Raw genomic sequence first — 19,176 nt, forward strand, 5'->3', positions numbered from 1 at the left:
TCATAATTAAGAGACTTTTTAGTCAGTCTCTTCTTAAACTCCACTCTCTTTTAAATAACCAACAAGTAGGTTTCAAGCTACTATTTTTCACCAATATTCTCGAGCCATGTTGTGGCAAATCGGTTGAAAATATCAGACGCTGCAGAAGAATAGACATCTGAGTTTTTAGCAATGACTAATGAACGATAATAGTGTTCACTAATTGGCCGAATAGCGACATTGACATGGTTAGGTATGCTATCGAGAAAAAATTTCGAAAAAATACTGATGCCAAATCCGGCTTCGATAAGTTTTAAAGCCACGAGTTCATCGAAAATTTCGAAGGTGTATTGTGGTTCTAAACCAAGGGAATGAATGAAACTACCAATTTCAAAATCAAATCTTTCTCCAGATAGGATATATGTTTCATCGACTATCCGATTGATGGAAATAGTAGGTTCGGTAACAAATGGATGATCGCAGGGCAACACGACGACAAACTCATCTTGTAAGAAAACTTCATAAGAAAACTCATCCATGCCATACATCGATGTGAAAGCAACATCAATTTCATTTCGGCTTAATTTTTCATAGATTTCTTGTTGATTTCCTGTAAAAATCTCAAATTTGATTTTTGGATATTTTGTCGTAAATTCTTTTAATATTTTGGGCAGGTAGGTCATTGCAAAGCTAATAAAGCTTCCGATGCGGACAGTCCCAATTTCTGATTGCGTCATAGCATCTGATAGCTGTTGTAATCGCAGGTTCTCTTGATGAATAATCTCAAGTGATTTTATAACAGAACTTGCATTTGGTAAAAGCATCACACCAGAGTTCGTTCGTTTAAAAATTGGGAACCCCATCTCATTTTCAAAAGATTTAATGGTTTGACTAATCGCTGATTGGCTATAGTTTAAATTCTTTGCGGCCTGAGAAATATTACTTGTTTTTACAACCTCTAATATTACATCGTATTTATCCACCTGAATAATTCATAGATCTAATTTTTTTGGGAAAATAACGTTTATACATCGATTTGAGTTGAATTTTCTTTTTTCAACCGGTTTGTACTTGCGAAAACAGATTTCCTTTTGTTTTTTTAACGAAGATAGGGAATCTGGAGCTGTTTTTGGGCGCACGAATCCCTTAGTGATTCCATGTCTTTTTAAAAGCTGATTGCTATTTTACACTTGCCAACTGAGTTGCTGGATTTTGTCCAGTAACTGATAAAACAAGTCTTGATAGACATGGGAGGAGCTCATCCGTAAAAGCAATCTACGGCCACTGCGGACTAATTTACCCGCGACCTTGAACAGGCGGAGCCGCAATGTGTCGACTTGGAATGTCGCTTCCTTTTCAGGTAGACATATGGTCTTCATGAAGTTGACCAGGTTGTAAGCCAACAGGCTTACCATCATCCGTGCATGATTTTCCAAGAAGCTTGAGCTATCCGTCTTGTCGAAATAGAACCCATTTTTTGCTTCCTTGATGAAGTTCTCCATGGTGCCGCGTTTATGGTAAATCTGGAAGATGGTTTTCGCGGATAGTTCCTCGTGAAAATTAGTGACCACGTACTCGTGACTGAACACCAGCTGATTCGATTCCCGAGTCGATTTGATACAGATTCGACGTTTTTGGGACCAGCTATTGGCTTGATAGAACGCGGAATAGTAGTGGACTTCCCTTTCCTCCCAGGGATGGTCGTCCCCAACCAGGACAAAGGTTTCCGCTAGTTTTTCCACGACTTTATTTGATTTCAGGCGGATGACATAGAAACTTTCGTTGGATTCACACGTATCATAGACCTCGGGCGTCGCAAAGCCGCTGTCTCCCCGGACCAAAATATCAGTGCAGGGAAGGACTTGACGGTAATGTGTGAGCATCGGTGCCAGAAAATCTTTTACACCTTTTGACGTATACACATTTCCAGAACGAAGTTCTGCTTTCAGAAAGTCTCCCGTAAGGCCATCGAAGGCTACCAACGGATGATAGCCCTGTGTGCCGTAATGGGCATTGTGCTCAGTCTTTTCTTGATTCCCGAACGTATCCGAATGTGTGGAATCTAAATCGATGATCATTTGGGTATTGTTCCGTTCCATGCGGACCTTGTCCAGCATGGCTTGGTTCAGTTCCTGGAACTGTGCAATGTTCTCCTCGCTGATCCGGTCCCAGAAGCGGGATAGCGAGGCCTGGGAGGCGATGGCTTCCTTATCCAAAACCAACCGAAAAATGGGATCTTCCTTCAAGAGATTGGCGGATGAATCTGCGGAATATCCGGCAATCAACTGGAAGAGCAGCTGTTCGAGCAGGGAGATGTTGTCATGAGTCCAATAAATACGGTCCTCATTGAAGTGGAGGAATTGCTTCGCGAACGAATAAAATCCAAGCGAATTCATGAATTCCTTCACCAAGATGAGACCGGCATCTGACGAAAGATTACCACCGGTGTTTGACACCACCATTTTAGAGTTGAATTTTACGTGTTTTTCCTGTAATGTAGCCATTGAGAGAACCCCTTTCTTGGTTTAGTTTAGACACTTTAACCATAGCAGATTGGGGTTCTTTTTGTACACCCAAAGGGTGCGGTAAAAGAAAAGAAGAACCGTGCGTTAATAAGCTTTTAATAGAGTTTCAGAAATTCTATGAATTATTCAGGATCCATACTGACCTCCTAAGAGTATATGTACTGCGAACCTAGAAATTATCAGCTTTTTCTAATGCAATGTCAAGCGCTGGTATTAGGAACCTGAATACCCGATAACAAAAGGTCTTATAACGCCATCACTAATTGTGAACAAAAGCACAGGTTGACTTGGTATTAAGAAAACTGATAGCGGGCAACACTTTTTGTTGGTTTATTTACGACAAGCCCATCGTTACAATAATCTCGTAAATAACTCAAATGTTGAAGGGATGATATCGTGAAGACAATCAATGAAAAGCAGGTCAAAACATTTTTAAGTATGGGAAATGTGATTGAGGTTGTGAAGAAATTATATTTTGAATGTACAGAAGGCCAAATACGTGCTGGTAATAGAATATATATGCCTATACGCGGTGAAGAAAATGTAGGGCAATGGTTAGTCGCTAATTCACTTAGTCAACCATTTTTTGGTTCAAAATTTTCTTCTGTATTTCCCAAAAATGTGGCTATTGGACTTCCAAGTACCATTTCAAAAATCAGCCTCTACTCAGCAGAAACAGGAGAACTGCAGGCTTTGATCGATGCGAATTATTTAACGGCGATTAAAACAGGCGCAAGTGCTGCTGTTGCGACAGATTTAATGGCTAGAAAAAACGCGTCTGTTTTATCCATCATCGGTACAGGGTTGCAGGCATATTCTCAAGTACTTGCTATTCAAGAGGTTAGAAAATTAGAAAAAGTCTATGTTTATGACGTTGTGCCCGAACGGATCGATGAATTCATCTCAATGATTGAAAAAGAAAAAAATCAGGACTATTCGATTGTCGCTGCTGCATCAGGGGATGAATGTGCAGAACAAGCAGATATTATTTGTACGTGTACGACAGCAAAATCTCCAGTTTTTTCAGGTGAGAAGCTTAAGCCCGGGACACATGTAAATGCGATTGGTTCTTTTACTCCTTTCATGCAGGAAATCGATGAAAACACCGTTCTTAAAGCATCGAAGATTTTAACTGAGCATGTAGAGGGTTTGTGGGAAGCCGCTGGCGATATTTTGATTCCGTTCAATGAAGGGAGGATTACTAAAGAGGATGTAACTGGAGAACTCGGTGACGCATTGACTGAAAAAGTATCTGCCAGAGACAACGATCAAGAAATCACCTTGTATGAAAGTGTAGGTTCAGGTGTTTTGGATATTGGTTTGTCGATCTATGTGTACCAAAGTCTTTATAAAGAGGAAAAGGGTAAATGATGATGGAAATGAAAACGAGTTATAAGGATTCATCGTTAAAGACGATTCATAAAAAAGTATTTCTTTGTATGCTTTTAGGACAAATGGCTTGTTCCTATGCATTAGGGATTGCAGGGACAGCATTAACACAAGCTTCCGAACCGTTAGGACTGAACAGTTTTTGGATGGGATTAATAGGTGCCGGGACATTGATTGGTTTAATGGGGAGCATTGTGGTTGGTAATCTGGCCGATCGCATGGGTAGACGAATCCTTTTCAATATAGACATGATCCTGTTCACAGTTATTTCCTTAGTTCAATTTTTCGTAGTCGGTCCAATCAGCTTATTTATTTTAAGAATTGCTTTGGGGTTAATGATCGCGATCGATTATACAGTAGGTAGTGCCTTGTTGACCGAATGGCTGCCAGATAAATGGGCGGATAAATTTCAAAGTTATCTGATCATATTCTGGAGTATCGGCTTTGTTGCATCCTATTTTGTTGGAAGCGCCATGGTTAATCTAGGGAATGGTGCGTGGAAATGGATTTTTATGTCGTCTGCGCTGCTTAGTGTCGTGGCGGCGATTGTTAGAATTGTTCTCAATATTCCAGAGTCTCCAGAATGGTTAACGACTGTTGGCAAAAAGGATGAGGCTTTACGTTTAGTACACGCTCAGCTGGGTTCGGACTATAGTTTACCGATAGTTGAGCAAGGAGAGTCTGAGAAAGTTAGTTGGTCAGAGTTGTTTAATGAACACAATCGAATAAATACTCTAGTTGGCGGTATTTTCTACGGCTGCCAAGTATTTCCATATTTTGGCGTAAGCATCTTTATTCCCATATTGGTCAAAAACATGAACATGGGAAATAGCGGTACGTCTGGTACGATCTACAATATTTTTGTTGTAGTTGGTGCAATCGTCGGTGTTATTCTTTTTGATCGAATCTCAAGGAAAGCCTTTTTAATGACAACTTTTTACGTACCGGCTATTGCGGTTATTGGGATGATTCTTTTGCAAAAGGCACCGCTCGTGATTACGATTGTTTTATTTTCTATCTTTGCGCTCGGCATGGCTGCTTCCGTTGTTGCTGAGAATCCTTATCCGCCTGAATTGTTTTCAGCAAGACTGAGAGCTTCAGGTGTGGGTGCCGTGATTGCGATAAGTCGTATTGGTGCTGCCCTCGGAACATTTCTTTTACCGATAATTGTTGATCGTTTTAGTGCATATACTGCTCTAGGTGTTTGTGCGGCTGTTCTAATAGTCGGCGGTGTCTTTTGTCAATTGTATGCCCCTGAAACGTCTAATAAATTTAAGCGGAAGGAGGAGAAATTCGATGCCCCATATTGCGATCCAAATGTATCCAGGACGGGATCAAAAAACGAAAGATAAAATTGCTAAAAGAATGCAGGCTGTTCTTGCTGAAGAAATGCAAGCAGACAAAAAATATTTTTCCGTTTCCATTCAAGACGTTGAAGCAGATGACTGGAAGGATAGTGTTGAAGACAAAATTGAATCTGAAAACCTATTTATTTCAGCCGAATTTTAGTAATAAAAAATACAATTAAAGAGGAGCAAGTAATTATGGCATTTAAACGAATGATCAATTGTGTAGAGACTCATGACGGCGAGCCTATGCGTGTTGTAACTGGAGGCGTAGGACATATTCCAGGTGACAGTGTGTACGAAATGATGGAAAACCTAAGAAAAACAGATGATGGCTTACGCAAATTTCTTCTTAGAGAACCTCGAGGATATCCGCCTCTTTGTTGCAATATTGTTGTGCCGCCAAAGCATCCTGATGCGGCAGCTGGTTTCATTATCATGGAACAAGTAGAGTATCCCATGATGTCTGGAGGCAACACAATCTCTGTGGCTACTGCTTTATTAGAAACGGGGATTATCCCGATGCAAGAACCATACACTGAGTTTAATTTAGAAGCTCCAGCTGGATTGATTGGGATCAAGGCGAAATGTGAAAATGGCAAAGCTACAGAAGTGACCTTTAAAAATGTTCCTGCTTTTGCTGCTTACACAGATACTGTCATTGATGTGCCTCACATTGGACATGGCGTTGAAAAAGTCACCGTCGATGTCGCTTGGGGAGGGATGTTCTATGCTATGGCAGATGTTCGTCAATTCCCTTGGGTAGAATTAGAGCCTGATCAAGGTCGTGAGATCACACGTATTTCGTCATTGATTTTAAAAGCGGCACAAGAGCAATTACCTGTCGTTCATCCAGATTATCCTGGAGTAGGGATTACTATTTCTCAATTGTTCGGCCCAACGGATGATCCAAATGCAGATGTCAAAAATGCGGTAACCGTAGCCAGCGGTGAGGTCGATTTTGATAACCCGTCTACCTGGATCGGAGCGCTCGATCGCTGCCCTTGTGGAACAGGTACCTGTGCTCGTATGGCTGCGATGTATGCTAAAGGTGAACTAAAACTAAATGAACCTTTCCTACATCAAGGACTTTTAGGTGTTGTCTATAAGGGAGAATTAGTTGAAGAGACAACGATTGGGGACTATAAAGCAATTGTCCCAACAATCACTGGCTGTTCATGGATATATGGCTTCAATAATCTGGTTTTAGATCCGACTGATCCATTTACAGAAGGATTTACAATTGGAGATATTTGGGCTTAATAATATAGTAACAAGAAACAGCTTTAGATTATTTAGTTAAAACGTAGAAGAAGACCTCAGAAGCTTTTTGAGTGTGAAGTAAAGCCCAATAGTTAGACTGCATTTTCACTTTGTCATTCGTTCTCGATACTTAGGAAGCCCCCTTCAATGGGAAATTTAAAAAGGAGCCAAGAAATCATTGCGATTTCTTGGCTCCTTTTATCACGTCCACAAATCATTCATCGCATCGCGTTTCTTCTTACCAGCGATATGCGTATAAACGGTCGTTGCTGAGGTTCCGGACTGGCCGAGCTGCTCGGCGACTTGCACGAGAGAGTTGGTTTTGCTATATAATTGGGTCGCGACTGAGTGGCGCAGTTTGTGCGGCGAGATCTTGATTTTGAAGGCCTCTGAATATTTTCCAACCATGGCTTCGACGGCGCCGTTGGCGATGCGCTTGGCCTTGCCGCGATAGCGGGTGAGGAAGAGGGCCGATTCATTTTCGTCTGGCTGGTAAAGCTGATTTCGCTGTTCCAGATAGACGTTTAGATATTCGATCGCGATCGAAGAAATCACCACCATATCCCATTTTCCGCCTTTACGATACACCCGTGCTTCACCAGTGTTCAAGTCGAGGTCCTGCACGTTCATATTGACCAGCTCAGACAGCCGCATTCCCGTTCCGAGAAAAAGCCCGATAATCGCGAGATCTCGTACTTGATTGTTCTTAAATGCGGTAATTGCCTGGCGCGTTTCCAAGGTATCGATGTAGCGCTTTTCAATAAAATCAAGAAAATCCAAGGCTTCCTCGTCTAAGAATAATTTCTTCTCAATAGCCGCCCCGCGTTCAGCCATCGTTTTATTATCCTTGACATTTGCGACTTTTCCCATCATATTGTGTTCAAGATAAGGCTTGCCTGTCTTGCGATCAATCGCTTCACTCAGATAACTGAAGAGCGAGCGTAAAGCAGTAACCCCGCGTTGAACGGTCGCATTTTGTCGTAAGGGGAGAGCTTGTTCACTTTCTTCTAGGCGTTTCTTGGTTGATTCTTTTAAAATTTTCGGTGCTTTGACAAGATGCGCTTTGTAAAATTCCAGATCTTCTGGCCACAAAGCAGCGAATTCAGCCAAAGTAATTTCAGCTAATTGGTCAGCCGAAGAAAAGCCTTCTTGAATCAACCAATTCAAAAAGCGCCGATATTCCTTGGCGTATTCATATAAGGTGATGGAAGAGTACTGATCACCGCTTTTTTTACGAAAATAATTTTGGACGAACCAGGGAAAAAACTGGATTTCTTCCTCCATTCGCCGATTGGCTTCTTGCTGATTCATTCTGGCCAACTCCTTTATAACTAAAAGTATATGACAGAGGCTAAATCTTGTCAAACGACAGTTATTTTATAAGGTATAATAACCTGTGAAATGATTATTGTTATCATAAATTGGTTATTTAATAATTAATGGTATAAAAAAATAGTTGTTCATTTTCCGCAAGAAAGCCGATTCGCAAAAAGATATACTAGGGGTAATAAAGGGGGAGTAACTCATGATTACTTCAAAGAAAAAACAAGTAGAATACTATCATGCCTTAAAGGAAAAGGATCGTCATTACGATGGGCTCTTTTTTGCCGGAATCAAGACGACAGGAATTTTCTGTCATCCGACTTGCCGTGCTAGAAAACCAAAATTTGAAAACTGTGAATTTTACTCAACAGCGGAAGAAGCGTTGTTGGCGGGATATCGCCCATGCAAGATCTGTCAGCCGTTGTCTTTTCCGCAAGCAATTCCTGAAGAGGTGCAGCAACTAGTCAACGCGGTGGAAGAACAGCCGGAAAAACGTTGGAAAGAAGCAGATTTCTCAGCCATCGGTTTGAATTCCGCTACAGCCCGCAGAAGATTCAAAGAGGTCTACAATATGACTTTTGTTCAGTATGCACGAGCACGCCGAATGGGGTTGGCTTTTAAAGAAATCAGTCACGGCAGTAAAGTAATTGATCAGCAGCTTGAAACGGGCTATGAATCCTCCAGCGGATTTAATGATGCCTTTACCAAAATCATGGGCAATCCGGCGAAAAAGCTGGATGCTCGAACATTAAATGCGTCATTTATCTCAACACCGATCGGTCGGATGCTCTGTTTGAGTGACGATGAGTACTTGTACTTATTGGAGTTTGAAGATCGGCGCGGCTTAGAACGAGAAGTCGAGCAATTACGGACAAAGTATAACTTCCGCATCATCTATGGACGAACGGTTATTAATCAGCAGGTGGAAGAACAACTAAGCGAGTATTTCAGAGGCGAGCGGACCGAATTTTCATTGCCGTTGTTTTATGACGGTTCGTCGTTCCAAAAAGAAGTCTGGAAAATTCTAGAAACGATCCCCAGTGGTGAAACGTTGAGTTACCGAGACATCGCTCTTCAATTAGGGGATAAAAATAAAGTTCGCGCGGTGGGACGGGCCAATGGGTTAAACAAACTGGCGATCGTCGTACCATGTCATCGAGTAATCGGAAGCGATGGGAATTTGACCGGCTATGCCGGCGGATTGGAACGAAAGCAGTATCTGCTGGAGCTGGAGAAGAAGGCGGGAAAAATAAAAGAAACAGCTAAAAAGCGAGGCGAGTAACATTGGTTCGCTTTTTAGCTGAAACGAAATATGACCATCACAAACAACAAGAATAGAAAAAACATCACGGCTAATAAACAATAAATCTTCTTTTTGAGAGTAAGGAATTCAGCCGTTTCCGCAGTGTTCATCCGACTAACAGTCTTTCGCCGTGTAAAGAGATAGAGGAGCAGGCCGCCGCCGTTTTGTCCGCCGGAAGCTACAATAGACCAAAACTTAGGATTTTTGATTCCACGACTTTTGGCGTCTATCATAACAAGAGAGTAAATAAAGTACCACATACATCCCGCCGCTAGTACCAGTAAGACCATCAAAAGAATCACTATCATTGTTTGACTCATAAAAATCAGCTCCTAAATTTTTTTAATAATCAGATAAAAAAGCGAGAGAGTATTGGCCCCAATCAAGGAGAAGATAATGATAATAAAAGGCTCACTCATCGTTCGATTAAACAAAAGCACAACCATTAAGAACACATTGATAAAAAGCATCGTAATAAAAATCTTCAAAAAATGATTGACGACTGTGTTTTCCTGCAAATGCTTGACCATCTCTCGATCTCCTTTCAACAACTCATCCAGCGATAAGTCGTAAATTTCTGATAAGCGAATGATTCGTTCGATATCTGGGTAGCTTCTGCCATTTTCCCAGTTCGACATCGTCTGGCGGGTGATACCCAATTTCTCCGCCACATAATCTTGCTTCAGATGCAATTCATTTCTTCGTTGTTTCAATCGTTGTCCAACATCCATTTTTAATCCCTCGTTTATCTATCTTTCTTATAGCATAAAACAATCTGCGTAGAACTACGAGAAAAAATAGGGAAAAAACCTTTTACATACCGCTATTAAAGGTTTAATCAAACAGGGAAGGGGAGGATGAAGGGGGAGATTACGAACTAAAAATATCGCAAAGAAAATATTTACAAATATCTTTTCCTAAAAACCGTTTGACAATTAGCTAAAAGCGGGGTATATTCTAAATAGATACCAGTGGTATGTAAGGAGCTGACGCTATGGCTAGAGGGAAAAATCCTGAGGAAACAAGGCAAAAAATCCTCTCTGTATCGAAAAAGTTATTTCTTGAAAAGGGCTACGACAACACTTCGATTCAAGATATCGTGAACGGCTTAGATGGAATGACCAAAGGTGCGATCTATCAGCATTTCAAATCGAAATTTGAGATTTTTGAAACGATTATTGAACCAGCAGAATCGGCGGAGGAAAGTTTGCGCAAGCACCAGGGGAATACTGGACTAGAAAAGCTGCAAAGCGCGATTTTAGATGCTTTTACCGACTATTCACGGATGAGATTGAACTATTCAGCGGCGGTTACGCTGCGAAGCCCGCGTTTTATCGGAGAGCAGTTCATTGATATGTTTAGTGAAGTGATTCCTGAGATCAAAAAGATCGTGGAAGAGGGCGTCAAGGACGGATCGATCGAGACGGAATATCCGGAAGAGGTAGCGGATGTCTTGATGATGAACCTGAACACTTGGATTGGACTGCATCTGACCGTTTTTACAGAAGAACAGTTAAAACGCAAGATTGACTTTACTAAGAAGATTTTTGACAGCATGGGAATTCCGATCTTCAATGAGGAGATCATGACAGAAGCGTATAAGATGTTTGAGTATATTAAAAAAGATAGCAGTGAATGAGCTATTTTTTTTAAACATATAGATACCAACGGTAGGTATGTTAATGAGTATTATTGATCGTCACTGAAGGAGTAGGAAAGCAGGGTTTAACTATGAGAAAAAATAAAAATTTTAATTTATTAATCGGAAGTCAATTATTTTCAGTTTTAGGAACCACGATCGTTCAATTCGTGATCTCCTTGTATGTCTTGGATATCACCAAATCAGCCTTCACATTTAGTGTGATTGCTTCATTATCAGTTGTGGGACGTTTGATTTGTCTGCCGTTCTGCGGTGTGCTGGCCGATCGTCTGCCAAAAAGAAACTTGATGCTGTTCATGGATTGCCTTTATCTAGTCTTGTCAGTGGGGCTCTTCTTAGTCACTCGTTTAGCGAATCCTGTTACGGCCATCGGAATTCTGACCGTAATCATCGGAATGGTCTCAGCCTTTGAAACGCCAGTCGTTCAATCAGCAATCCCAGTGATTTGTACTGACGAGGAAATTCCGAGAGCGAACGGCATCATCAGTTCTATTGGAACATTAGGTACCGTTTTAGGTCCAATTATTGCAGGCATCATCTATCGTTTCGACGCCGTTTATCAGATCTTTGTGATCACCGGCGTCTTGTTCTTAATTGCTATTTTTTGTGAAGTGCTGCTAACTATTCCGACGCAATCACAAGCGGTGACAGAAGGCTCGCTTTTCCAAGTCGTAGCGGGTGATTTGAAAGAAGTCACGCAATATTTGAAGGCGCAAAAGGTGATTGTCAAAGTCGCTATGGTGGCGTTCTTATTGAACTTTTTCTTAGCATCTTTCATTCAAGTGATCATCCCTTACGTTTCACGCATTCAACTAGGGGTGAGCGACGCCCAATTTGGGTTAATGAATACTATTTTGGCGATCGGCAGCTTGTTAGGAACCGTGGTGTATGGTGTGATCGCCAATCGTTTGAATGAAACAAGTATTACTAAAAATCTGATTTTAGTTGCTATCCTGTTTGGTTTATTGGTGATCCCGTTTGGTCTGATTCAAAACGCGGCTTTGGCCTTTTGGGTTATGACAATCATCGTTGCCTGTGCAATGGGCGTTGTTACAGTAGTTTCAGTCCAACTAATCGTCTACATTCAATTGGTTTCAGACAAAGCACTGCTTGGCCGGATCATGTCTTTGGTTATGATCGTAACAACTTTAGCGGTACCGTTAGGACAGGTAATGTACGGCGGTTTCGCGGCTGTAGCCTCAGAAGCAATGCTGCTGATATTGATTGCCGGAACTTCACTTGTGACAGTTCTGATCGCATTCTTTTCAATCAAAATATTTAAACAAATGAGGGTCGAAAACGAATTATAATATTAAAAATCATATTTATAATATTTTGTCAAACCCAAATATTTTATTTTTTGTAAAATTATCGTTAAGACAAATAATTATTCCCACTTACTTTTCTTGATATAATAAAAATGGATGTATTAAGTTCTAAGGAGGGATTATAGTGAGCTTTTTCAGCTATAAGGGAAAGAACGTCTTTTACGAAACAATTGGAGAAGGAAAACCACTCGTTTTTTTGCACGGAAATACCTCGTCATCAAAATTGTTTATGCCCATTTTACCCCTTTATAATGACTTTCAAGTGATTTTGATTGATTTTTTAGGCTATGGTCAATCTGATCGCTTGGATAAATTCCCTACAGAACTATGGAAAGATGAAGCACGTCAAACAGTTGCATTATTAGAGCACTTAAACATCAGAGAAGCAAACCTAGTTGGTACCAGCGGCGGCGCCTGGGTCGCGATCAACGCAGCATTTCTTAGACCGGATCTGATTGCAACCGTTACCGCGGACAGTTTTGACGGTCGGACGTTTCACGAGGGCTTTGATGAAACCTTATTGGCAAAATCTTGTTCAAACCAAACCGATTTCGAGACTTCGCAATATTATCATTGGTGTATCGGTGACGATTGGGAAGAAGTTGTTGAACAGGATACAGACTCCATGTGGCGGCTGATCATTTCTAGAAGAGAACTATTTTTCGACTCACTGCAAATTTTACAGGCACCATTACTTTTAACTGCGACTAAAAAAGATGAAACCATTCGCCCCAATATCGAAAGAGAATACCGCGCGATCGCAGGAGAAGTCGTTAATGGTCAATTTAAGATATTTGATAATCCCGGACATCCCGCAATAGGAACCAGCGCGGAAGAGGTTGCCGAAACAATCAATCAATTCATTACCGAATTCAATTGAGGAACACTTAGAAAATGACTACAAGAGCGATCACTACTTTATGACGTGGATCATAACATGAGTGATTGCTTTTGTTTTATACTGAAAATAAACTAGGAGGATTTGACGATGAGCTTCTTCAATTATCAAGGTAAACAGCTTTATTACGACATCATCGGGGAAGGCGAGCCGCTCTTCTTTTTGCATGGGAATACCTCGTCATCAAAATTATTTACACCAATGTTGCCGTTATATGCGGATTTTCAAGTGATTCTGCTCGATTTTTTAGGTTATGGCCAGTCTGATCGCCTAGATACATTTCCTACCGAACTTTGGAAAGCCGAGGTGCTTCAAGTGATTGCTTTACTTGAACACCTCCAATTGGGAAAAGTTCACTTAATCGGAACCAGCGGCGGCGCTTGGGTCGCGCTCAATGCGGCTTTACTGAGGCCTGATTTGTTTGCGACAGTTACCGCTGATAGTTTTGACGGCCGCACTCTGCATGAGGGTTTTGCTGAAGAATTAACGGCTGAACGATCGGCCGCAGCAGCAGATCCCGAAGCTTCGCAGTTTTATCATTGGTGTATCGGTGACGATTGGAGCGACGTTGTCAAGAAAGATACCGATTCGATGCTGCGATTAATCACTTCGGAAAAATCCCTATTTGTCGATTCGCTGGAGTCTCTATGCTGCCCATTACTCTTGACCGGCTCCAAAAATGATAGCGCGCTTCGGTCGAACCTAGAAGAGGAATATCAAGCAATCATTCAGGAGGTCCCACGAGCGCAATTCAAATTATTTGAGACTCCCGGACATCCAGCCATCGGAACCAGTGCGGAAAAGGTCGCCGAGACGATCAAACAGTTTATTGCCGAAAATCATTGACGAACAGCAAATTCCAAGTTATTGTTTAGTAAACAATTGAGGTGAACATAGATGGTAGGAATTCGAGACGTTGCCAGAAAAGCAGGGGTCAGCCCAGGAACCGTTTCAAGAGTATTGAACAGCGATCCGACATTATCCGTCGCAGAATCAACCAAAGAACGAATCTATCAAGCAATCAAAGACTTGAACTATGATATCGACAAACGAAAATACGTAAAACGCCGATTGCCTTCGATTGGTGTGATCACCACGACCAGTCGTCAAAAGGAGTTGGATGATCCTTATTTTAACGCTCTCAGAATTGGTTTGGAGCAAGAAGCACGGCGGCTGCATCTCGGTATGAACCGCGTTTACAATCTGGAGGACAATCCAAAAACCTGGCAGGACTTCGATAAACTCGGAGCGATTATTATTGTCGGGACCGTCTCTGAGACGGCTGTGCAACGGTTAAGCAAACAAAATAAGAACATCGTTGTAATCGATAATCCGGATATCAATCAAGAGGTCGATATGGTTTACGCCGATTTTGAGCGAATGACTAAACGTGTCCTACAGCTTTTCTATGAAAAGGGACATCGGCGCATTGGCTATATTGGCGGGTTTAATATTGACATCAATGAGGCCGGTGAGAAAATTTACAGCGAAGACGAGAAACGTTTTCGCGCCTATCAGGAATTTATGGAAAAGAACGAATTGCAGAAGCAGGCAAAACTGGGACTTTGGGAACCGCTTGAAGGAAAGCGGCTGATGGATGAATGGCTGAACTCAGAGGAAGAGCTGCCTACCGCACTTTTAGTCGGCAGTGATCCGTTATCCGTCGGTGTATACCGCTCCCTGCAATCTGCTCAGATTGCGGTCGGACAAGACATTGAGATCGCCAGCTTTGATGACATCGAAATCGCGGAGCTTTTGACTCCCAGCTTAACAACGGTGCATATCAGCGCACAGGAAATTGCCAAAGCAGCCGTACGTTTAGCCAAAGAACGGATTGAGGAAGAACGAAAAGAAACAGTCATCATGACTTTTCCTTCAAAGCTGGTCGTGCGGGAAAGTTTTATTCCAAACAAATAGTGATGTAGAGGGCTTTTGAAAAAAAGTTCTCTTTTTTTGCAGATTTCTCTTGACATAATTGTTTAGTAAACATTATAAGGTAAACAACAAGTTAAGAGGAGGAATAAAAAAATGTCACAAACCTACGCAGCATTTAATCAAGAAACACAGGTTTTCCATCTACACAACAATGAAATCTCTTACATCGCACAAATAGAAGAGGATGGGGTTCTTCATCATCTATACTTTGGGAAAGCTGTCCAACACTATACCGGTAATAAAAACTACCTGCGCAGAGATCGCGGATTTTCGGGAAATGTACCGGGCAACGCTGAAAGGGCTTACTCAAAGGATACATTGCCGCAGGAATATTCCAGTCACGGATCAATGGACTATCGTTTACCAGCATCCATCATTCGGCGGGAAAATGGTTCGAACTTGCACGATCTGCGCTACTTTGATTATCGCATCGAAGCAGGCAAACCTGAGCTAAAAGGAATGCCGCAAGCTTATGTACTGAATGAAGAGGAAGCGACCACTTTAGTCATCGTTCTGAAAGATCGCGATCAAGAGATTTACGTAGAATTAGCGTATACGATCTATCATGAACGGCCTGTAATCACGCGTTCAGCAAAAGTTCTTAATAAGACCAGCGAGAAGATCGTTTTAGAAAAAATCGCTTCGATGCAAATGGACCTAAGCAACAGCGGAGTCTACGATGAAGTCATCTCATTACCGGGCGCCCACTTGCGGGAACGCCAAATTAATCGCGACAGCATTCATTCCGGTATCCAAAGCTTTGAGAGTCGACGTGGTGCTTCAAGCCATCATATGAATAGTTTTATCGCGTTAGTCAATCACGATACGAATGAAATGAGCGGTCCGGCCATCGGAATGCATCTGGTCTATTCCGGCAATCACGCCTTCGAATTGGAAAAAGATCAAATTGATCAGGTTCGGGTGCTGGCAGGGATCAATGACTACAATTTTTCTTGGGAACTTTCTTCCAATGAAGAATTCCAAACACCAGAAGTCATTCTGACATACTCCGATCAAGGGTTGAATGGAATGAGTGGCAGCCTTCACCATTTATTGCGGGAACGAGTAGCTCGTGGGGAACACCGATTGAAGGAACGTCCTATTTTAGTAAACAATTGGGAAGCAACCTATTTCGACTTTGACAGTAAAAAGATCGAGCAGATCGTTGATGAGGCTGCTGATTTAGGTATCGAAATGTTTGTGCTGGATGATGGCTGGTTTGGTCATCGCGATTCAGATAATTCTTCATTAGGAGATTGGTTTGAATACGAGGGCAAGTTAAAAGACGGGTTGAAGGGCATCGCGGATTACGTTCATGAAAAAGGTCTGCAATTCGGCGTGTGGTTTGAGCCGGAAATGATCTCCGTCGATTCAAAACTTTACGAAGAACATCCTGATTACTTAATGCAAGAACCAAATCGGACGCCGTCATCTTCACGTGATCAGCATTTATTGGATATGGGACGCAAAGAGGTCCGTCAAAATATCGAAAATCAAATGTGCCGCATTTTAGATGAAGTGCCGATTGATTATATCAAATGGGACATGAACCGCAGCTTATCAGATGTTTATTCGATTGAACTTTCAGCTGAAAATCAAGGAGAAACGGCTCATCGCCATATTCTAGGTGTTTACGAATTAATGGAAAATCTAATCGCACGCTATCCGAAGATTTTATGGGAAGGCTGTTCTGGCGGCGGCGGACGATTTGATGCCGGCTTCCTTTACTACATGCCGCAATCTTGGCCAACTGACAATACCGATGCAGTGGAACGTTTGAAGATTCAATATGGGACAAGTTTGGCTTATCCGATTTCTTCTATGACTGCACATGTTTCGGCCGTGCCAAATCATCAAACAGGTCGAATCACTTCATTGAAAACAAGAGGTGACGTTGCTATGAGCGGAGTTTTCGGGTACGAATTGGATTTGACGGAAATGTCCAAAGAAGAGAAAATAATTGTGAAAGAACAGGTGCAGCAATATCAAACGATTCGTCCTTTAGTCCAATTCGGTGACTTTTATCGCTTGAATAGTCCTTTTGAAGGAAATATGACCGCGTGGATGTTTGTCTCAGCTGACAAAACAGAAGCATTAGTCATGATGGCCCGTACCTTGGCATCGGCGCAGCCGGTTTTCCATGAAGTCTTTTTGACCGGATTAGATGAAACCGCTCGCTATCAAGATCAGGCGACAGAGCAACAGTATTATGGAGATGAACTGATGAATCTCGGCGTCAACGTACCTGATTTTTATGGCGATTTCCAAACTGCTTTGCTTCATATAAAGAAAGTTGAGGCGTAGAAAAATGATCAATAAAAACAGTATCATGACCCGTTTATCTATTTTGTCTATCTCACTCTTATTAACCAGTGCCTTATCAATCAATGGGGCACTGCCGCAAATGCGGGCAGCGCTTGGTATGACCACGACACAAGTAGAATTAGTCGCAACTTTACCCGCTTTAGCGGTCGTAATATTCGTTGTCCTTTCTAGTTTTATAGCTGGAAAAATCGGCACGAAACGCACCGTCCAGCTAGGATTACTCCTAGTTGGCTTTGGCGGCGGGGTAGCACCCTTATTTTTGAACAGCTATGTTCCGATCCTGATCAGCCGCTTCATTTTAGGTGCAGGTTTTGGTCTATTTAATTCATTAGCCGTTTCAATCATCAACTTGCTCTTTCAAGATGAACCCGAAGAACGAGCAACCTTGTTGGGGTATCGCGGAGCAGCGGAAAATATCGGGAATGCCGGCCTGACCTTATTGGCTGGGGCATTACTGGCATTCGGCTGGAGATTCTCCTTTAGTGTTTATCTGATTGCCTTTCCAATCCTGATTTTGTTCACCTTCTTTGTTCCCGAAATCAAAGAAGGCAGCAAAGCGAAGACAAGTGAGAAGGGTGAACTTAAAATTTCTGTCTATTTGTTAGCGCTTTTCGCCCTGTTTTTAGTCATGACCTTTGTAGCCATCGGTGTTCGTTTCCCTACTATGGTGACAGATATCAAAGGCGCCAACTATAACGCGTCCACTTTCTTGGCGGTGATGCCGATTATCGGGATCATCACAGGTTCACTATTCGGCTTTTTCAACCGCTTATTAGGGGAGAAATGCTTGTACCTTGGTTTGGCTTTGCTAGCATTGGCGACCTTTATGATCGCTATCTCTGAAAATAATTTTGGTCTGCTGCTGATCGGCTACTTTATCAGCGGGATTCCCGGCAGTCTGATTTTTCCATTCATTTATAATTCGCTAAATCTTTACGCATCACCAGCGAAAATGACAGCGGCTACTTCGATCATTCTGATCGGCTGCAACCTTGGAAACTTTATCGCGCCATTCGGATTAAGCACGCTGCAATTCATTTCAGGAACATCCGACCTTTTTGCACCATTCAAACTATTAAGCCTGCTGCTGATTGTCATTTTAGTCGGAATCTTCTTGCATAAGAAACGTCCCTTTCAACGCAACGTCTTAAATGGAGGAAAGCACATTGACTGATACAACGATGAAAGCACAAATGGACTCGGGTGATAATTATTTTGAGTCCAGCGAGCTGAAAGATGAACAAGCCGTTTATCGCGATCTCCTCTTTCAATTCAATCAGACGCTGCCTAGTAAAAAACAGGAAAAGGCAGTATTGTTAGATAAGCTGTTGGGCAGTTTTGGCGAAGATTCTTATATCGAGCAGCCCTTTCATGCGAATTGGGGAAAAAATACCTATTTTGGTAAAAATGTTTACGCAAACTTTGGATTATCCCTTGTAGATGATACGACCATCGATATCCAAGATGACGTGATGATCGGCCCCAATGTGACCTTATGTGCCGGAACCCATCCATTATCGCCTGAAATGCGCTTGAAAAAGGCCCAATACAATCTGCCGATCGTGATCGAAAAGAATGTCTGGATCGGAGCAGGAACCATTGTTTTACCCGGTGTAACCATCGGTGAAAATTCCGTAATCGGCGCAGGCAGCATCGTCACAAAAGATATCCCTAAAAATGTCCTGGCCTATGGTTCGCCATGTAAAGTAATCAAAACAATTGAATAATGAGAAAATTGGCTTTAAGACAAAGCTTAACTAAGAAAGGATATCTCTTCGGAGGTATCTTTTTTATATAAACGATAAGATTGGCGGAGATGAATGGACAAATTTCACGCATCGGTATTCAATAGGCTAGATGGAATTTTATAGTAGAAATGAAGAAGTGCGAAAGGATTTTTTT

The 19,176-nt window shown here is 41.9% G+C and carries 18 protein-coding genes; 13 read left to right on the forward strand and 5 right to left on the reverse strand.

The features are described from left to right. Positions 1 to 80 precede the first annotated feature (80 nt). Together I585_RS12040 and I585_RS12045 are read right to left on the reverse strand one after the other, a co-directional pair. Positions 81 to 962, reverse strand: coding sequence for a LysR family transcriptional regulator (locus I585_RS12040; protein ID WP_010742059.1), 882 nt, complete (start codon positions 960 to 962; stop codon positions 81 to 83). Between the two features lie 201 nt (positions 963 to 1,163). Next, a complete protein-coding gene (locus I585_RS12045) occupies positions 1,164 to 2,483 on the reverse strand; it encodes an IS1380 family transposase (protein ID WP_010739320.1) in 1,320 nt (439 codons plus the stop codon). 417 nt (positions 2,484 to 2,900) lie between these two features. On the opposite strand from I585_RS12045, the gene I585_RS12050 reads away from it, so the two are divergent. The 4 genes from I585_RS12050 to I585_RS12065 are packed head-to-tail and all read left to right on the forward strand — an operon-like array spanning position 2,901 to position 6,502. After that, positions 2,901 to 3,875, forward strand: a complete 975-nt coding sequence (locus tag I585_RS12050) for an ornithine cyclodeaminase family protein (protein ID WP_010742060.1) — start codon at positions 2,901 to 2,903, stop codon at positions 3,873 to 3,875. Further along, on the forward strand, positions 3,872 to 5,245 hold the full coding sequence (locus I585_RS12055) for an MFS transporter (RefSeq protein WP_010742061.1): 1,374 nt from the start codon (positions 3,872 to 3,874) through the stop codon (positions 5,243 to 5,245). Before I585_RS12050 ends, I585_RS12055 begins: the two co-directional genes overlap by 4 nt. Further along, positions 5,190 to 5,402 (forward strand): tautomerase family protein, encoded by a 213-nt coding sequence (locus I585_RS12060; protein WP_010742062.1) that lies wholly within the window; start codon positions 5,190 to 5,192, stop codon positions 5,400 to 5,402. The genes I585_RS12055 and I585_RS12060 overlap by 56 nt, the downstream gene beginning before the upstream one ends. 35 nt (positions 5,403 to 5,437) lie before the next feature. Further along, positions 5,438 to 6,502 (forward strand): proline racemase family protein, encoded by a 1,065-nt coding sequence (locus tag I585_RS12065; RefSeq protein WP_010742063.1) that lies wholly within the window; start codon positions 5,438 to 5,440, stop codon positions 6,500 to 6,502. A gap of 201 nt (positions 6,503 to 6,703) precedes the next feature. Here the strand turns inward: I585_RS12065 and xerS are convergent, their stop codons facing one another. After that, a complete protein-coding gene (gene xerS, locus I585_RS12070) occupies positions 6,704 to 7,813 on the reverse strand; it encodes a tyrosine recombinase XerS (RefSeq protein ID WP_010742064.1) in 1,110 nt (369 codons plus the stop codon). Between the two features lie 214 nt (positions 7,814 to 8,027). Here xerS and I585_RS12075 point away from each other — a divergent pair, with 214 nt between their 5' ends. Then, positions 8,028 to 9,107, forward strand: a complete 1,080-nt coding sequence (locus tag I585_RS12075; protein WP_010742065.1) for a bifunctional transcriptional activator/DNA repair enzyme AdaA — start codon at positions 8,028 to 8,030, stop codon at positions 9,105 to 9,107. Between the two features lie 14 nt (positions 9,108 to 9,121). On the opposite strand, the gene I585_RS12080 is transcribed toward I585_RS12075, so the two are convergent. Both I585_RS12080 and I585_RS12085 read right to left on the reverse strand, forming a co-directional pair. Continuing rightward, positions 9,122 to 9,448, reverse strand: coding sequence for a hypothetical protein (locus I585_RS12080; RefSeq protein ID WP_010742066.1), 327 nt, complete (start codon positions 9,446 to 9,448; stop codon positions 9,122 to 9,124). Positions 9,449 to 9,460: 12 nt separating this feature from the next. Beyond that, positions 9,461 to 9,859, reverse strand: coding sequence for a helix-turn-helix domain-containing protein (locus I585_RS12085; RefSeq protein ID WP_010742067.1), 399 nt, complete (start codon positions 9,857 to 9,859; stop codon positions 9,461 to 9,463). Between the two features lie 263 nt (positions 9,860 to 10,122). Between I585_RS12085 and I585_RS12090 the strand changes: the two genes are divergently transcribed. From I585_RS12090 to I585_RS12125, 8 genes are all read left to right on the forward strand, one after another. Continuing rightward, positions 10,123 to 10,767, forward strand: coding sequence for a TetR/AcrR family transcriptional regulator (locus I585_RS12090; RefSeq protein WP_010742068.1), 645 nt, complete (start codon positions 10,123 to 10,125; stop codon positions 10,765 to 10,767). A gap of 92 nt (positions 10,768 to 10,859) precedes the next feature. Then, complete coding sequence (locus I585_RS12095) at positions 10,860 to 12,098, forward strand: MFS transporter (RefSeq protein ID WP_010742069.1); 1,239 nt, start codon at positions 10,860 to 10,862, stop codon at positions 12,096 to 12,098. Positions 12,099 to 12,240: 142 nt separating this feature from the next. Continuing rightward, complete coding sequence (locus I585_RS12100; RefSeq protein ID WP_010742070.1) at positions 12,241 to 12,996, forward strand: alpha/beta fold hydrolase; 756 nt, start codon at positions 12,241 to 12,243, stop codon at positions 12,994 to 12,996. A gap of 108 nt (positions 12,997 to 13,104) precedes the next feature. Further along, positions 13,105 to 13,860, forward strand: coding sequence for an alpha/beta fold hydrolase (locus I585_RS12105; RefSeq protein WP_010742071.1), 756 nt, complete (start codon positions 13,105 to 13,107; stop codon positions 13,858 to 13,860). A 51-nt stretch (positions 13,861 to 13,911) separates the two neighbouring features. Beyond that, entirely contained in the window at positions 13,912 to 14,931 is a 1,020-nt protein-coding gene (locus I585_RS12110) for a LacI family DNA-binding transcriptional regulator (RefSeq protein WP_010742072.1), read from the forward strand. A 111-nt stretch (positions 14,932 to 15,042) separates the two neighbouring features. Next, positions 15,043 to 17,253 (forward strand): alpha-galactosidase, encoded by a 2,211-nt coding sequence (locus I585_RS12115; protein ID WP_010742073.1) that lies wholly within the window; start codon positions 15,043 to 15,045, stop codon positions 17,251 to 17,253. A gap of 4 nt (positions 17,254 to 17,257) precedes the next feature. Continuing rightward, a complete protein-coding gene (locus I585_RS12120) occupies positions 17,258 to 18,448 on the forward strand; it encodes an MFS transporter (RefSeq protein ID WP_010742074.1) in 1,191 nt (396 codons plus the stop codon). Continuing rightward, positions 18,441 to 19,001, forward strand: a complete 561-nt coding sequence (locus I585_RS12125) for a sugar O-acetyltransferase (RefSeq protein ID WP_010742075.1) — start codon at positions 18,441 to 18,443, stop codon at positions 18,999 to 19,001. Before I585_RS12120 ends, I585_RS12125 begins: the two co-directional genes overlap by 8 nt. The last annotated feature ends 175 nt before the right edge of the window (positions 19,002 to 19,176 follow it).

The sequence above is a fragment of the Enterococcus malodoratus ATCC 43197 genome (genome assembly GCF_000407185.1).
GTDB classification, from domain to species: Bacteria; Bacillota; Bacilli; order Lactobacillales; family Enterococcaceae; genus Enterococcus_A; species Enterococcus_A malodoratus.

What these genes read in the sequence shown, in the direction of transcription:
- I585_RS12065 (WP_010742063.1), top strand. Translation starts at nt 5,438, where the DNA reads ATGGCATTTAAACGAATGATCAATTGTGTAGAGACTCATGACGGCGAG.
- xerS (WP_010742064.1), bottom strand. Translation starts at nt 7,813, where the DNA reads ATGAATCAGCAAGAAGCCAATCGGCGAATGGAGGAAGAAATCCAGTTT.
- I585_RS12085 (WP_010742067.1), bottom strand. Translation starts at nt 9,859, where the DNA reads ATGGATGTTGGACAACGATTGAAACAACGAAGAAATGAATTGCATCTG.
- I585_RS12080 (WP_010742066.1), bottom strand. Translation starts at nt 9,448, where the DNA reads ATGAGTCAAACAATGATAGTGATTCTTTTGATGGTCTTACTGGTACTA.
- I585_RS12095 (WP_010742069.1), top strand. Translation starts at nt 10,860, where the DNA reads ATGAGAAAAAATAAAAATTTTAATTTATTAATCGGAAGTCAATTATTT.
- I585_RS12115 (WP_010742073.1), top strand. Translation starts at nt 15,043, where the DNA reads ATGTCACAAACCTACGCAGCATTTAATCAAGAAACACAGGTTTTCCAT.
- I585_RS12110 (WP_010742072.1), top strand. Translation starts at nt 13,912, where the DNA reads ATGGTAGGAATTCGAGACGTTGCCAGAAAAGCAGGGGTCAGCCCAGGA.
- I585_RS12045 (WP_010739320.1), bottom strand. Translation starts at nt 2,483, where the DNA reads ATGGCTACATTACAGGAAAAACACGTAAAATTCAACTCTAAAATGGTG.
- I585_RS12105 (WP_010742071.1), top strand. Translation starts at nt 13,105, where the DNA reads ATGAGCTTCTTCAATTATCAAGGTAAACAGCTTTATTACGACATCATC.
- I585_RS12075 (WP_010742065.1), top strand. Translation starts at nt 8,028, where the DNA reads ATGATTACTTCAAAGAAAAAACAAGTAGAATACTATCATGCCTTAAAG.
- I585_RS12090 (WP_010742068.1), top strand. Translation starts at nt 10,123, where the DNA reads ATGGCTAGAGGGAAAAATCCTGAGGAAACAAGGCAAAAAATCCTCTCT.
- I585_RS12055 (WP_010742061.1), top strand. Translation starts at nt 3,872, where the DNA reads ATGATGATGGAAATGAAAACGAGTTATAAGGATTCATCGTTAAAGACG.
- I585_RS12060 (WP_010742062.1), top strand. Translation starts at nt 5,190, where the DNA reads ATGCCCCATATTGCGATCCAAATGTATCCAGGACGGGATCAAAAAACG.
- I585_RS12120 (WP_010742074.1), top strand. Translation starts at nt 17,258, where the DNA reads ATGATCAATAAAAACAGTATCATGACCCGTTTATCTATTTTGTCTATC.